This is a genomic window from Dokdonia sp. Dokd-P16 (assembly GCF_003095655.1).
GTDB lineage: Bacteria > Bacteroidota > Bacteroidia > Flavobacteriales > Flavobacteriaceae > Dokdonia.
Map to the genome: position 1 here is coordinate 3,488,974 of NZ_CP029151.1, position 16,871 is coordinate 3,505,844.

Sequence of the window (16,871 nt, forward strand, 5' to 3'; positions counted from 1 at the left end):
TAATGAAAGACCTTTTGATTTTAGGTAATACTATCGAAAACATAAAATGTGAAAGTTTTAAAGATTCTGAAACTGGAAGAATTAGAGTGCGACCATTAAAAGGTCAAGGTTTACCAACAAAAATAGTAATCGAATGTAGCTCATCAGAAAGAAAAGCTCATCCAATCGGCACTAATTTTAAAACTATTAATGTCAAAGTTTGTAAAAAAGCCGATGGCAGATTTTATTTGAGAGCTAAAAATCAATGGATTGAAAAGATTTAAAGTAAATCTCTTATGACCAACTATAATGAACAACTTAAAAGCTACTGGAAATCTAAGGAACTGGTATTTATAGCAACATTTAAAAGAATTAATAAGATAGCCGGTTTTTTTAATCATTTTACGAATCCTGTTAGTAAAATGAAACTTTATTACCCGGAATTTGATGATATAGAAGTTTTAGATAAACGAGTTTCATTTTATTACGGTAACAACTCAACTTTATCGGATGGAGCGTATTATAAAGTAGAGCTAGAGCATACGAATAACCCTAAAGGAAAGAACAACCCGTACGCCTTAGAGATAAAATCTGTTTCAGAATTAAATCAAAATAAAATTGAAAAGCTTCTTTCAAAAGAGAATAAGCAAGCTTCCTTTGATGAAAAATATTTTGGACTATATCATAAAACATCAGAATCTTTTGCCTGCTTTAATAATGTAATGTTTGCTGAATCTGGTGAGATTTTGATGTTTCAAGGAGAATCACAAAAAGTATATGTATCACCTAATCTTGATTTAAAAGAAGGTAGTTACTATCAATTTGCTTTTATAGAAAACGAAGATAAACTACCAAGTGCTATACCCAAAACAATTGAAATATTAGATAAGAACCCTTACCAAAAATACATTCAGTTACGTTTTGAAAGATTGGACAACCCTGAAGCAAATAAGATGATTGCTAATCTTATGCGTGAAATTGGTAAAGGGATGTATTCATCAAAGCAACGGATGATTTTTGAATTGCTTCAAAATGCGGATGATGCACCAGGAAAAGAGAAGGTGGAATTTCACATTGATATAAATGGGGATTATTTTTTTGTAATGCACGATGGAGCACCTTTTAATAAGGATGATGTTGAAGCAATTACCAGTGCAGCTGAAAGCACCAAACGTGGTGATAGTAAAAAAACAGGTTATAAAGGAATTGGTTTTAAGTCTGTGTTTACGGATAGCACAGAAGTGTGGTTAAAATCTGGTGGCTATCAATTTGCTTTTATTCGTAACAGTCCTTTATATCAAGAATTTGATAGTTTTTATTTTAGTACTGAAGAGTACAAAGAATACCCTAAGCTTTTGCTTAAAAAAAAGGAAATGTATAAAAACCAAAGAATAAAATTCAATGGTTCAAAGGACATACCTTGGCAAGTAATACCAATTTGGCATAACAGTTTACCGAGTGAATTTACGGATAGTAACTTCAACAACTTTAACAATCCAGTTCAGTTCGCATTAAAACTTGGCGAAAGCAATATAGAGGAATATAAAACCGCCATTGATAATATTACAAAACGCCCACAATTTCTACTCTTCTTAAGAAACACCTCAAAATTCAGGTCTCCCAAAAATGGAGTTACGGTTCTTAGGAATGATGCTAATCACGCTATTGAAATTATTAAATCTAAAAGAGCTGAACCAAATCAAGTTTTTCACTACACCAAGCAGATTTTTGAAAATATAGAAGTTTCAGATGAAGCCTTTCAACAATTAAGCATTGGTTTGAAAAAACAAACAAAAGTCAATGATTATAATGAAATATTATATTACTTCACTGATTTAGAAGGTAGAGAAATTGAATCAATACCCCCTAAATTGGCCTCGGCAACGGAAACTGAAATCTCTTTTGGCATCTCTTTGATTGACAATAAAATCTCTCCCGAAATTGAATACATAAAAGGTTTTCCTAAATACTCAAGTTTGTTCACTTATTTACCAATGGAAGATACGAGGTTTCAGCTACCCTTCTTAGTTAATGCCGATTTCGTACCCTCTTCTGATAGGCAGCGTATTCAAGGAGACAACCTATGGAATAAATATATAATGATTAAGGTGGCTGAGAAGCATATAGAAACCTTGGCATATTTTGCTCAAAAGTTTATCAATCACAATGAAATCAATAAGACATATTTATCCTTACTCTTAAAACATACATTGTCCGAAGATGATACAGCTCAACAAATTATAGATAGCTACAACACAACTTATCTTGATTCAATCAAAAATACTGAGGTAGTTGTTAATGATGATAATCAAACACAATTGTTGTCAAGCACCATCCTTGATGATTCAGGGTTGATAGAATTATTTGGTCAAGAATTTTTCTATGAAATAATCAAAACAGATAAAAGACTACCCCATTCTAAACTTGAATACAAATACTTAAAAGAATACGAATATCTAAATGTCGAAGTTGTCGATTTGGAAATATTGGCTGCTCAATTTACCCCTGATATTTGCGAAAGTTTAGGCAGCATAATAGCCCAAAACTCTTTGTATAAAAATCCAGAATTATTGATATGGTTAAATAAATTGGTGAAATTTATTCCAGATGATTTTGGAAAAATACCTTTTATTGTACATAACAACGCACTGTTTTCTTTGGAGCGTTTACTTGATGAATCTGATGCTTGGTTAATAAATGAGCATACTTCAGAATATAGCTTGCTTATTGAGGAGTTAGGATATAATACTATCCAACTATACCTTGACCAGTATACAAACATTAAAGTATACCTGCATAGTCTCAATGGATATATAAACGATAAAACACTTGCTTACGAGAGAATAGCTTCAAATGCCAATATTTATATATTGCCGGTTACATCAAAACTAAAGCTACTTGACTTCTTTCAGAACAGTGCGTTTATGGTTGGCATTGGTGTAGATAAATACTTTGGAAAGTTAAAATTATTTATAGATGAGAGGGACAATCCCCGTCCTATAAGGCAACTATTAAGTCGTGATGAGGATTTAGGGGTAGAAAGTATTAATAAATTTAGAATAAAGGAGACAGAGTTTAACAGTCTCACAGTTGATATACAAAAACAGCTAATAGCCAAAGATGAAATATTCACATTCTTTATTCTGGATGAAGATTTGTTTGAAGAATGGTCGCAAGAGTTTGACACAGAAACCATCAATAATTACGTAAGTGATTTAAAGACTATATACAGTTGGATTGATAATCCTGACGACATTTCTAGTGCTCAATGGGCTTCAATTTCGTGGCTATATAGAGATGATGAGGTTAGATTTGAAACGTCTGATAAGGTGTATTGGTCAAAAGCTTTTAAGAATTTACAAGCTGATAAATATGAAATAATAAAGACGGTCTTTCAAACGGCTGAGCTAAAGATACTTCCTGTTCAAGAATGTGGGGCTTTAATAAAAGCATTCCAGATAAAAACTGATGACAGTTCAGATATTGATTGGTCAGAGGTTGAAGAACTTGAAATGCTAGTAGCAAATACACTATTAGATTGGATGGAAGATGATGGTGGATTTGGAGACTTCTTTAAAAACTATACAATTGTTGAAAATAGCAAGGGCAATTATAAGATTCAAGAAATTGAAGCTATACATATTTTTGACGGTTCAGATAAAGACTTAAAAACATATATTCAATCGAATACAGAGCTTTGTCAAATATTTAAGGAACTAGATAAGAACTTATGTAGTGATAATCGCTCAAAACTTGGTTTACTTCAAGGCGATAGATTAATAAAGACACTCATTGAATCTGGTGAATACAATCAAAATTTAGCATTACACCTTCCGTCTAATGTTTCATCTGAATTGTTGCATAGTTTTATTGCTAATTTAAATGAGTTTAAACTATTAACATCTTCCGATTATGGAGGAGACACCCCAGAACATTTCATTATTAGTCGTTTACTAAAAAATGTAGAGGGTATTAATGAAATAGCCCCTGAGCTTCAAAACACAATTGATATACTAAGGGGTAAAACCTCTATCGATGGCAATCCATTATCTAATTATACGATAAGTGACCGTGTTTCATTTGATACAAAAGACGATAGAAAAGTATTAAAGCTTTCCGATATCTTGACGGAATTTCAAGGGGAGTCTGATGTGCTGGACAATGTAAAGGAATCGTTTACTTCTATAACTCAGAAAGCAAAATTACGAGAGTTAATCTTTAAGACAATCCCTTTATCTCCAGCTGAAATTCACGCCAAAATAGAATCAGAAAATAGTGTTTATTATACCGTTTATCAGGTGGTATTTCAACTTTTGGATAGGAAGTTCGGTGGTAATCGTAACTGGTCTAAACAACGATTTGATGAATATCTTATAAAACAAGCAGATGAAACAAAACTCCACAATTCCTATGGTAAGTTTTTAGATGCACTATTAGAGTTACCATTTTCTGAATTATCAGATTTCTCATTTCAGGATTTAAATCTAAATAATTGTGTTGACAAAAATTTTGCAATAGAATCTGAGCGTATTCCTAACTGGCTTGAAGGGTGGGTAAATATAGATGCAGTTAAAAGATTAGCATTTATATCTCAACTTGGATATAACGGGACAGATAGTGCTATTGTAAACCTTAGAAAATCATTGAAGTCCAGCGATAGTGGAATTGTTGAAGTGCATAGTTTTTATTCAGAATCCAAAAGCAACCTACAAATAATTTGGAATACAATAAATTGGCTATCCAAGTATAAATCAGAATTAATCACAAGAAATAAGGAGATTATTAAAACAGTAAATGATTTAATATCCCCAAAAATAAAAAACTGGAATAATATAATAGTCCCTGTTATTACGGGAATTAATGAGCAAGGCATTAGGTTATATGAATTGATTGAAACGCCTGTTACAAAGAATATTTATTTTCTATCAGAAAACCAAGAATACGATGATGTTATTTTTGAAAAAGTGAAGTCAACACAAAAAGATGCGGTTTTTGTGGATGGTATTTGCGGTAAAATGGTTAAACATTTTCCAGTAGAAAACATTACGTTAACCGAGTCTATAGATGAACATGAGCTTCAAGAAAAATCTACACTTTGGGAAGAACCATTTTATAGGAAATGGGAACATAGTAATGATTACCATATTTACATTTATGATGGTGACGAAATACCATATACAAGAATCTTCAACAATATAACCATCAATACATTTACACGAGGGTATAACATAGAGGATAATCGTAAATATTACGTCACTAAATTCCGGAAAAATGATATTGTTGAGAGCTTACCACCTTCATTCCCTGAGGATAAAAGACTTCACCTTATAAATTGGGAAAGAAAAACATTAAATAATCCTGAGCTCCTTAGTGAAGAACTCGAAAATCCTTTTAAAAATATTACACCCGATGATGAATACTTTATACGGGGCATCATAAAAGGGGATTTTGAACTAAACGAACAGCTTGATGCTAATACAACAGCAAAAATTAAAACATTAATGGCTATCAAAGGCCAGTATGACGCGACTCAAATATCAGATAAAGGTCGTTCCCTTAAAGCAGGTACTGATGAAATAATTGTCCGATCTGCACAAAATGGTTTAATGTATCTAAATATTTATCATTGGATTCGATTAAGTGAATCAAAAGTTAGTTTATCGATATACACTAAAAACCAAATCGAAATATTTAAAACACAAAAAGATTTAATTAATTATACCAAACCACAAAATAAGTTTGGTATAGTGAGGATGCCAAATGAATATGATATAAAGGATTATAACTCTCTTGATAATATAACAGATAAAGGAAAATGGCATTACGTTTTCATAGTTAATGAGAATACTAAAGCAGCACAGAGCTATAAAGAAGTAATGAACCTTGACGACTATAATTTTTAGATATGAAGCGACTCACCAAAGAACAACAGATAAAATTTTACGAAGAAGAAATCAAGAAAATTCTTTATGATTACAAAGCTTATCTTGATTCAAAGTGCATTGACTTAATTAATAAGAATGAATTACATGTTGGCTCTTTTGAATATATTGATGAAGTAAGAAATCAAGTAGTATTCTCGTTTCCTAAAGAGAAACTACCCAAAACAAAAATCCCTCTTACAGCAACTAGGCCGAAATCAACCGATGTTCTAGCCTCAAATTTTTATGATTTCAATTACAGCCTGTATCGCAAAAATTATGTTGCGACTTTCAGTGAGTGCTATGGTGTTTATTATCACGAACAGGAAGGTAAATTTAATATAGGGTTCAATAATTGCGACTTGGAGTTTTTAAACTCACTGTCCAAAGGCGATAAAATTGTGTTTGGCATATCTGAACCACCCTTAAAATACTATTTCAATCTTATACAGATTACCAAGAATGATGTTAAGTCGGAAATGGTAGGAGAAATACTAAACGGTACATTTCATTTAAACGATTTCAAACCGGTTCATATTGACGACTCCTTAGACTTAATTGCCAAATACAAATCTGATTTAAAGAATAACAATACATTAATAATACAAGGCCCCCCGGGTACTGGTAAAACCTTTTTCATTTCAAGGCTACTGGAAGTCTTAAACAAAGAAAATAAATCGATTCTTGTAGGGACTTTAGCCAATCGGTCATTGATCGAATTGGCAAAGAAGTATTTTAAATTAGCTACAGCCAATAAGATGGTTGTTTATAAATCCAATCTTACGCTGGAAGAATCAAAAGAAGTTAAGTCATTAAAGCCAATGCCAAAAGATTTCCTGCCTGCGGCTGGAAGTATTCTGCTTACGTCATTCTATAAAATGTCTAGCATTGCGGTTGAAAATATTAGTAGCCCTGTCTATGATTATATCATCATAGAAGAAGCAAGTCAGTGCTTTTTGGGAACTATTGCAGCGGCAAAACTACTTGGAAAAAAAGTAATTTTAGTAGGCGATCCAATTCAGTTACACCCAGTAGTAAATCAAGATAATCCGGAAAACATTTCACCCAATATTGACTTGATGCTGGAATCTTTTACTTACTACGCATCCACTATAAATTGCCCAAAGTATAGGTTTACAACAACCTACCGTTTTTCTGAAAATTCCTGTTATCAAACAAATACATTTTACGAAAACAGTCTTAAATCAAAGTCAGAAATTCAACAAGGGAATGAGATATTTTCCCGAATACCAAATATTTACAATAACAAAGGCGGTTGTTCATTATTCTATTATGATTCAACAAATTTGAAAAGTATTTATGATTTGTTGTTAGGTCAAATAAATGTCTTACTTCAAATAAACCCTAAGTTTGAAATAGCGATATTATCATCCACCAAAAAAGGCGTTAAGTTACTGAGAGATAATTTGCTTCATAAATTGAAAGATAAGCAAGACCAGATACTTATTAATACCGTTGACAGCGTACAAGGATTGACAATAGATTTCTGCTTTTATTTTGGTTATTCTGATGGGAGTCCTGCATTTTCATTCAAGCTAAACCGTTTTAATGTGGCAACAAGCAGAGCACGGTTCTGTACATTAATCCTATTAGATGAAGTTTACAAAGTGGTTAAGCCTTACAAAGGCTTCGTTGCAGAGTTTATTTCCAAGTGCGATCTTAATCACGTCATTGAAATACCCGTTTTAGATGAAAGTATTAACGAGTCAAATCAACCAAAATCGACTGGCTTAAAAATAATTGATAAAATAGACCTGTCAAAGTTTGAAAAGCCAAAAAAAGAAATTAAAAAAGATAAAGAAAACCTTTACATAATTGATACTAACGTATTTGTAGATAACCCTGATATAATTAGTAAAATTGACAAGAAATATGATGTCGTTCTATCGGCAAAAGTAATTGATGAACTAGATAATTTAAAGTCTAAATTAAACAATGAAGGTAAGATTAATGTTCAAAAAGCTTTAAAATCACTTAACAATAATATGGAATTGAGAAATATAAGGATGGAAATGTCTGACTCAACGTTATTACCTAATGATTTTAATAAGCGATCACCAGATAATCTTATTTTATCTGTAGCATTAAAGTTTAAGTCTGCAAATCCAATTATATTGACATCAGATAATGGTTTACAATTAAAAGCAAAGGGTATGAAAATAACTACAATTACACTCAAGGAATTTCTTAATCAATTAAAAAGAAAATAACTTATAATTAGATCAGTATGTTTTGTGAAATACCTAAGGCATCCAGTTAAATGAAGAAACAAATCACAGAAGCCATAAAAAACTTCGATATCGATAAACTCGAGACACTTCTTGATGACAATAAATCCTATCAAGATGTGTCAAAGGCGCTATTTATAAAAACCCTTAATAAGAAGTTTAAGTCAGCTAAGAAAGATGGTTGTAACTCCTTTGATGACATCTTTTTCGGAATATGTACTTCTTGTAACAAAGGTTGTGAAGCGATGACTTTTCTTTCTAATTCTGGACACTACTTAGATCTTTTTATTGAAAGTAAAGATGGTGAGACAGCTGATGATATATACGTATGTAATAAACTCACAAATTTTATAGACTTAGAAAAGAGTGTCGATTTAGGCTTTAGCTTCGGTGTTGATGAGAAATATGATTTTAAGCCAGATGCAGAGTTCTTGATCCTGAAAGAACAATACGAACTGTTGTTAACAGAAGTCAGCAAACTTGATGGGATTATTAAACTGGATGATCTTAACGACTGGTACTTTAATAACTTTGAGTATTTAAGCAAAACAATTAATAGTCTTGATCCATTTGAATGTCTTGCCTATGATGTTTATAATAAAGCGGCCAACTTGACTTCTCAAATAGAGCGTGTATTTAAACTGTCGAAAGCCGCAACTCAAGCATCTGAGTCTCTCATAGATTATCAATTCTGTATTTCTGAAAAACAAAAAGTAATTTGGTTTTTTCAGAACCAAAAGTACCATTATGGGGCTATATATGATAAACTTTCAGATGACTGGAGAACAAATTCTACCATTAACTATGAGCTAGACCCAATCAGCTTTATTCTGGACATAAGTGGTTATGAGTATGTGTTGGATTATTTTATCATACTAGATAATCTTTATGATGAGTTGATGGAAAAATATAAACCTTTACCAGAGCACTTTGGAGCTTCAGAAAGTGGAAGTATTGAGTACTCGTTAGAGAACTATTTGAGATTGCATAATAAGCATTTAGATGTAGTGAAGGAATACGGAAGAAAAGGGTATTAAGTCAATTTGTAATTATTAACTGTTCTATTTCTAAGGATGCCTGCAAAAAAGCTATAGCTTATTTGAAATTATAACTATCCAGATTATATTTCTAAAGCTTTTCAGATAATCAAACAACGATTTATGGATCTCTTCAATCTGTTTTGTGTGAATCTTAGTTTAAATACAATTACCACTATAATGTTGAAAAACCTATTCTCTTAATCTCATTATCCTTACTAAGCCTCTCCCCTTCACACAACTCCACAAGTGTAGATAATATATCAATACTAGGCTTTAGCACCCTAGCCATTTTAAACTTGCGTACAACATTATCAATTTCCCCACCACTTAGGTCATAATTTGCAGCAAGTAGATTTACTGTATTCTTAGGGAGTTCTTTAAGTTTAGCTTTCCAGATACCAGCTCTTGCTTTTACATCTGGTCGTTCAAAGTTTACTTTAAATAGAAACCTACGCTCGAATGCACTATCCAAGCTCCCTTCAAGGTTTGTAGTAGCAAATAGAATACCTTCAAAATCTTCTAGGCAGTCTAAAAAGATATTTTGAATAGCATTATCAGCTTTATCTGTGCTTTCTTGCGCTTTTGCATTTCGCTTACCTAGTATAGCATCTGCTTCGTTTAAGAGTAAGATGGGCGTTCTTTTTTCTTGCTTACAAAGTTTTACATAATCTTTAAAAAGTCCTTTTACGAGCTTCTGGCTCTCTCCATACCATTTAGATTTAAGTGTGCTCAGGTCTACTTTCCACATGGTTCTTCCAGTGGCTTTGGCTATCTGATAAACACCTTCTGTTTTTCCTGTCCCTGGCGCTCCATAGAATAGTGTACAGACTCCTGTTTGAAAACCTTCGGATTTTAAAGCTTGAGTGATTTGCAAATATTTAAGTGGTTTAAGAGAAGCAGTGATGTTTTCTAATTGCGCTTTCGCGAAAGCGTTATAAAACATTTTCTTTTTATGAATGGCCGTTGGCGCAATAAGATCGAATGTTGTCTCCTTGAATCTTAACCTAACAGGTATACCATAGGGTGCTAACTCTTCCCTAGCCTTTTGAGTTAGGCTTACAGTCGTAGATGATAGAAAATTACTATCATTAAGCTCAATATAATCATATCTAAGAAGTTCATTACTTCCATCCTCTATTGTGGCCTCATAGCGTATACGCTGGGCTCTATCATCAAAAAGTCCTTTACTAGATTGAGAAATTGCACAGCTCGTATCACCTTCAATATTTTGAGCGATTATATATATATACACTAGCAAGTTAGTGTCAGAAACTTTCAGTTTTTTAAAATATTGAATTATGGGTTCGTCAATATTCCTAGTCATTTTTATACTTAGTTCTACTCTTAAGTGAGATGAGGAAATTTCATCATCATCGCTAGCATTTATATGAAGTTTAATATTGTCTATAAATGAAAGTGCATTAAACGCTTGATCTGGCTCTTTCTTAAAGGGTTTATTTTCCAATAAGGATGAACGCAATGCTTTTGAAATTGTGAAGTTTGAACCTATTTCATCTAGTCGTGAAAACGCATTACGTTTAGCCTTCAGAAAACCTCTTTTGTGCAAAGCAATAATCTCATCCTTATATATATAAAACTCCATTGGGTTACACTTGAGATGCTTTGCGAGATCTGCTTGGTCGGGATTTCTACCAGTACTATTAAGCTCAAAAACTATCACAAGTATAATAGATTGTATACGTGTTATGTTATAGTACTTTTCTACACGAATCATGCACGCTTCCTCACTGGTTAATATAGTATTGCTTAGTTCGCTTCCTTTAATTTTTTTTGATATCTCAATAATATCTTGAAGGATTTTATTTGCCATTTGCTTTTAAGTTTTAGACAAAACTCTAGTTATGGTACGCCATTACATGTCGTAGGGCAATAAAACTTAATTACGACACCATTTGGCGAGGTACTATTCTACCATTGTATCACAAAAAAACATGAAATGAGGAATCCCGTATGTAACCCAAGTACAAATACTTTATTTTTAGACCGACATCTTTTGACGAGGTCACCAATTACATTTGATATTCTTATGGCAAAATATTCATTACTCAAACGATTATCATGCATAATGCATATTGTAAAGACCTATGAAGGGATTACGAAAAATGAAATTCTCGACAGATTATCTCTAGACTATGACTTAGAGATAGGCGATCGCACATTTGAGAGGGATATTAAAAACTTGCGAGATGATTTTGGTCTTACCATAGCTTATAGCCATGTCAAACGAGGATACATTCTTGAGGAAGATGCAACCTACATAAGCAAATTTGTAAAATTTGCAGAGTTCTCATCTCTGGCAGAAATATATGATCAAGGTTTAAATGATTATTCCACATTTCAAAAAATTGTTATTCCAAATGACAGTTCGCACCTAACAGGCATTCACAACATGAGTAGGATAATACGAGGCATTACGCTTTCGCGAAAGCTATCCTTTATTAAAGAAAACTATTATCACGAAGAGAGAAAAGAATATATAGTAAGCCCTCTGCAATTAAAAGAATATCAAAACCGCTGGTATCTAATTGCCGTTCCAGAAGGTTATGGAGAACTGCGCAACTTTGGGATTGATAGGATATCAAATTTACAGTTACTAGACACACCTGCAGAAAAGCTAAAAGACTATGCAACTCAAATCACACAATACGATGACATTGTAGGTTTAAATTATAATGGGGCTGACAGAATAGAACGTGTCATTCTTAAAGTAAGTAAAAAGCAGATAAAATACCTACGTAGTCTACCACTGCATAGAAGCCAAGTTTGCATAGATGGCACAAGCAGCGATTGGGGAAAAGTGACTTATGACCTAAAACCAAATCACGAGTTTAAAATTGAACTTCTCAAGATGATGAAAGAAATTGAGGTATTAGAACCTAAGTGGTTTCGGGAGGAGATTGCTGGGGATATTGAGGAGATGATGAGGAATTATAAATAAATTTAAAACTAATGCCATGCCTGATGAAAAAATACACAATTTACTCTCCCATATAGGAGGTATAACAAAGAGTTATGATCGTCTCAACAAACTAACTGGAGAGCGCTTAAATCTCTTTTCTTTATTACGGAAAGAATCTGATGAAGTTAGATTGCACTCTAGATTTATTGCAGAGTTATTAGACCCTCAAGGAAAACACGATCAGGGAAGCCTATTTCTAGATTTATTCCTTGAAGCTTTTGAGATAGAAGATATCAATTCGTCAACATCTAAGTTACACGTGGAATTTTATATCGGTGTCATTTCGAAAGACCGTAAAAGAGGAGGAAATATAGATATTCTAATAGATGATGGAGTAAACTGTGTTAAAATTGAAAACAAAATCTATGCAGGAGAACAACATAATCAACTGCTACGGTATCACAATTACAAACCAGGACACTTAATATTTCTAACACTTTATGGTAATGCAAGTACGAATCATAAAGAATTAATCGAAATCGATGTACACTACGAACAGAGATCATATCGAAACGATATTTTAAACTGGCTCAGTCGTTGTGTGGAAAAAGTAGCCTTGATTCCTAACCTCAGAGAGTCTATTGTTCAGTACCAAAACCTAATTAAAAAATTGACCAAACAAAATATTAATTACCAAATGAATTCAGATATAACAAAGAAGATCACAGACAATCAAGAAAATTTTGAAGCATACCTAAGTATACGCAGACTGGAAAATGACAATAGTATTTATAAGCAAATAATTAAGAAAACAATAATTCCATTTTTTGAAGAATTTGCAGGTCGTAATAATTTAACCCCCCACCTGCTTGAGAAAAGTCTTTTAAAAGAACGCGCACAACATTCAGGTTTCTTTTTTGATAATGAATTTTTACGATCAATAGGACTCAAATTAGGTGTTCAATTTGGCAAATCTAATAATCGTGATATGTACTATGGTTTATCTTTTTATAACCCTTCGATACAAGATTCAGAGTTTTTTAGATTGGTTTTTGACGAATCAAAAAAAATACTTCCAAAAACAAGAAGAACAGATTGGTGGCTTACTTCTAACTATTGGGATGAGTTTTTAGATTGGTCAGATATTGATACCCTTTACAATATAGCCTATGGAAGCTTCAAAATTGAGTTTGAAGAAAATATGTGCAACTTGTTAAGACTAGTGGAATCACTTTACGAAAAAACAAATAGTGCCAACTAAACATTAAATAAGAAAATACTATGCTAAGTGCGCTTACTAGAGGAAAATTTAAGATAGATAGTAACTTAAAAGAAGATTCATTAACAGCTTCAGTTTTAGAGTATCTTCTACTCTTGCCAGATACTATGGTATGGGATTTAATAAGAAAAGCTAATCCTCATAACTATGACTTGAAACCATATATTGGTAAGTTAATACGTTATCAATTTTGGCCAAAATGGGATACCACTGACATTCCTGATGTTGATAATAAAAAATTTATTGAACCAGATGTAATTATTGAATTTGAATACGCAGATGTTATCATCGAAGCTAAGCGTTATGATATGAATCAACAAAATCAACTTCAATGGGAAAATCAAATAATAGCATACAACAAAAATTATGTTGATGATTCTCAATCTAAAAAAGAACTTATCTACATAGCATTAGGGGGAGTAAAAGATTTAAAAACAACACAAATTAAAATAAGTACTGGTGAAACAGTAAAAATTCAAAAACTACAATGGAAGCAAATTATGCTTACAATATATAAGTATATAGAAGCCATCGATTATAGTAAACATATTATTCCAGAATCTGTATCGTATTTAAGAATCCTAACTACTATAATTTCAGCCCTTGAATTGCACGGATATTATTTAAATAATCATTTATGGATTGAGGATATATCAGTAACAAAAGAAAATATTACAAAATCAACACAAAATATTCTATTATGGAAACCAACAAAGATTTAGAAAATACATTAAAAAATGTTCGCACTGCTTACAGGCTTTTGTTCGAGTATCAAAAGCGAATTATTGATTTAGTTGATTATAGTTTTAAACACTTTGGTAGAACGTTCACAGAAAGTTACCCTAGATTTAGTACAGAACAAAATACAAAGGCAGATAAAGATTTGTATGGAAATTGGGATACTAAAAACCTCTATATGCACGATTTTAGATCAACCACCTACAAGTCCGATGAAAATGAATATAATCTAGCAATTTTAGTTGTTTCTGATACTGGTTATTTTATAAACCACAAAGATAGTCTAACATTAAATAAACCTAAATCTCTTGTTGAAAGTGATAAGAAAAATTTTCAAGATTTTCAGGCTGTTGATCAATCGGAAACGAAATTAATCTTTATAGCAGGTAAAAACTTATGGACCTTTGAAGGTCCTTTCAGTCACTCTTTTACTAATCCTGAACTAGTATTAAATAAAGAAGGCGAAAATAACAAGGGAGATGACAAAATGATTTATAAATCCTATAATTTATCTGCATTTGGAAATGAAGATATGACAAAACGCCAACTGTCAGATTTTGAAAAATATTGTGAGGATAAGGGAGTTCTTGTACAACACCCAATTACTAAAAAAAACAATATCAATGACTAAACCCCGCTACCTCACAAAATCCCGTTTTAAAGTAGCCCTAGATTGCCCCACAAAACTCTTTTACACTCGTAAAAAAGAGTACGAAGACACAAGCGAAACCGATAGTTTTCTAGAAGGGCTGGCTCAAGGTGGATTTCAAGTTGAAGAACTTGCGCGTATGTATCATCCAGAGGGAATCGCCATTCTAGGTTATGATTGGAACTACGACAAACTTGCGCAAGAGACTGCTTTGTTATTAGAACAAGAGAATGTGACCATATTTGAAGCGGCGTTTTTAGTCGATGGATTATTTATAAGGGTTGACATTCTTGAGAAAAAAGGAAATACAATTAAACTCATAGAGGTCAAAGCAAAATCTATAGACAGCACCTCACACCAATCATTTATCGGGGGAAAAGGTGTTTTGGGCTCGTGGGGTGCTTATTTATATGATGTCGCTTTTCAACAGTTTGTGATACAGCTATTATATCCTAACTGGAAGATTGATGCGTTTCTTAATCTTGTCGATAAGAGTAAACAAGCAACAGTAGATGGTTTGCACAGTCATTTTCAAATAACCCCTAATGTAGAGCAGCGCACAGGAGTTACAGTCACCGATGGTCTTACACGAATTGATATTGGTGAGTCTGTTCTCGCCACGATTCCTGTTTCGGCAGAGGTAGCTCATATTTTCGAGAACAATCCGCTCCAAGAAGGGGTTTCCTTTGAAGAATTAGTTTTTATGTATCGTGATGCATATAGAGATGATATACAACTACACACTCCTATTGGTGGACATTGTGGAGGTTGCGAGTTTAGACTTAACAATCCGCCCGAGGGAAAGAAAAGTGGTTATCACGAGTGCTGGATGGACCAACTTCCGTTACTTCGTCCAGACTTAAATATTACCAAACCTGAGCAATTAAATATTCCTATGGTTGCAGACGTGTGGAACTTTCGAGGAAAGAAAAGTGTCTTGGAGGACAATCGTTTTTTTATGAACGAACTCACAGAAGATGATCTCAATATCCAAGCAACTGCTTATGGGATGCATTCTTCTGAGCGTCGCTGGATACAAATAGAAAAAACAGTACATCAAGACCCTACTATTGCAGTAGATGTTGATAATTTGAGAAGTACACTATCACAATGGAAATTTCCATTGAATTTTATAGATTTTGAAACGTCTGCTGTCGCGATTCCATTTTTTAAGGGGATGCGACCTTATGAGCAAGTAGCTTTTCAGTTTAGTCACCATATCGTTTATGAAGACGGCCGCGTGGAGCACGCCTCGGAATATATCAATCTAGAGCCTGGTGATTTCCCAAATTTCAAGTTTATCCGGGCATTACAAAGATCACTCTCGGCAAATGATGGAAGCATTTTTAGGTATCACAATCACGAGAATACAATCGTAAATAATATTTATAATCAACTTAAAGATTCGCAAGAGCAAGATAAACTCGAGTTAATGCACTTTATACAAGCTATAAGTCACAACACAGGCTCCTCGGTAGACAGATGGTGCGGAGACCGCGATATGATTGACCTATATCAAGTAGTTTTAAAGAATTACTACCATCCGCAAATGGGCAAGTCTAATTCTATCAAAGCAGTCTTGCCTGCTGTTTTAGAAAGTAGCGCTTTTTTAAAATCAAAGTACGGACTACCAATCGGCGAGATTAATCTGACGAGCTCGAATTTTCACGAAAGTGATATCCTTTTACAACTAGATGAGAATGGACTACCCATCAATCCTTATAAATTGTTACCTGCTGTTTTTGACGGAATTTCTAATGAAGATTTAGAGCGTGCAATTGCAAATTCTGATGAACACACCTTAAAAATAAGTGATGGTGGTGCTGCGCTTTTTGCTTACGCGAAAATGCAACACACCGCAATTTCTGATCTTGAAAGAACACAAACCAAAGAAGCTTTACTGCGCTATTGCGAGCTTGATACCCTAGCAATGGTGATGATTTATGAGCATTTTAAAGAGTTGTGTAAAGTATAGTATCAATAATTTAATATTTAACTAATTATGGAAAAAGTAAATTTCATTCAAGAATTTAAATTCATTACAAAAGAGCTATCATTGAAGAAAGTGCTTAAAAAACAATAAAAATTACATTTAA

The 16,871-nt window shown here is 33.0% G+C and carries 10 protein-coding genes; 9 read left to right on the top strand and 1 reads right to left on the bottom strand.

Annotation, left to right across the window (positions count from 1 at the left end; all coding sequences use genetic code 11):
- The first annotated feature begins 2 nt into the window (after positions 1-2).
- Genes DCS32_RS15485 through DCS32_RS15500 form a run of 4 tightly spaced genes read left to right on the top strand, consistent with a single transcriptional unit; the run spans position 3 to position 9,186 of the window.
- On the top strand, positions 3-263 hold the full coding sequence (locus tag DCS32_RS15485; protein ID WP_108879111.1) for a hypothetical protein: 261 nt from the start codon (positions 3-5) through the stop codon (positions 261-263).
- A 12-nt stretch (positions 264-275) separates the two neighbouring features.
- The gene (locus DCS32_RS15490) at positions 276-5,882 is read left to right on the top strand and encodes an ATP-binding protein (RefSeq protein WP_204161787.1); all 5,607 of its coding nucleotides are present in this window, start codon (positions 276-278) and stop codon (positions 5,880-5,882) included.
- A 2-nt stretch (positions 5,883-5,884) separates the two neighbouring features.
- Positions 5,885-8,131 (top strand): PIN domain-containing protein, encoded by a 2,247-nt coding sequence (locus DCS32_RS15495; protein ID WP_108879112.1) that lies wholly within the window; start codon positions 5,885-5,887, stop codon positions 8,129-8,131.
- 50 nt (positions 8,132-8,181) lie between these two features.
- The gene (locus DCS32_RS15500; RefSeq protein ID WP_108879113.1) at positions 8,182-9,186 is read left to right on the top strand and encodes a hypothetical protein; all 1,005 of its coding nucleotides are present in this window, start codon (positions 8,182-8,184) and stop codon (positions 9,184-9,186) included.
- A gap of 175 nt (positions 9,187-9,361) precedes the next feature.
- Here the strand turns inward: DCS32_RS15500 and DCS32_RS15505 are convergent, their stop codons facing one another.
- Positions 9,362-11,020 carry an ATP-binding protein gene (locus DCS32_RS15505; RefSeq protein ID WP_108879114.1) on the bottom strand — a complete coding sequence of 553 codons (1,659 nt, stop codon included), beginning with the start codon at positions 11,018-11,020 and terminating at the stop codon, positions 9,362-9,364.
- A gap of 216 nt (positions 11,021-11,236) precedes the next feature.
- Between DCS32_RS15505 and DCS32_RS15510 the strand changes: the two genes are divergently transcribed.
- From DCS32_RS15510 to DCS32_RS15530, 5 genes are read left to right on the top strand one after another with little or no spacing between them, the layout of a single operon-like run.
- Positions 11,237-12,148 (top strand): helix-turn-helix transcriptional regulator, encoded by a 912-nt coding sequence (locus DCS32_RS15510; RefSeq protein WP_162533676.1) that lies wholly within the window; start codon positions 11,237-11,239, stop codon positions 12,146-12,148.
- A 16-nt stretch (positions 12,149-12,164) separates the two neighbouring features.
- Positions 12,165-13,370 carry a PD-(D/E)XK nuclease family protein gene (locus tag DCS32_RS15515; RefSeq protein WP_108879116.1) on the top strand — a complete coding sequence of 402 codons (1,206 nt, stop codon included), beginning with the start codon at positions 12,165-12,167 and terminating at the stop codon, positions 13,368-13,370.
- Between the two features lie 20 nt (positions 13,371-13,390).
- The gene (locus tag DCS32_RS15520) at positions 13,391-14,110 is read left to right on the top strand and encodes a hypothetical protein (RefSeq protein WP_108879117.1); all 720 of its coding nucleotides are present in this window, start codon (positions 13,391-13,393) and stop codon (positions 14,108-14,110) included.
- Positions 14,089-14,757 carry a hypothetical protein gene (locus DCS32_RS15525; RefSeq protein ID WP_108879118.1) on the top strand — a complete coding sequence of 223 codons (669 nt, stop codon included), beginning with the start codon at positions 14,089-14,091 and terminating at the stop codon, positions 14,755-14,757. The genes DCS32_RS15520 and DCS32_RS15525 overlap by 22 nt, the downstream gene beginning before the upstream one ends.
- Positions 14,750-16,750 (top strand): DUF2779 domain-containing protein, encoded by a 2,001-nt coding sequence (locus DCS32_RS15530; protein WP_108879119.1) that lies wholly within the window; start codon positions 14,750-14,752, stop codon positions 16,748-16,750. The genes DCS32_RS15525 and DCS32_RS15530 overlap by 8 nt, the downstream gene beginning before the upstream one ends.
- The last annotated feature ends 121 nt before the right edge of the window (positions 16,751-16,871 follow it).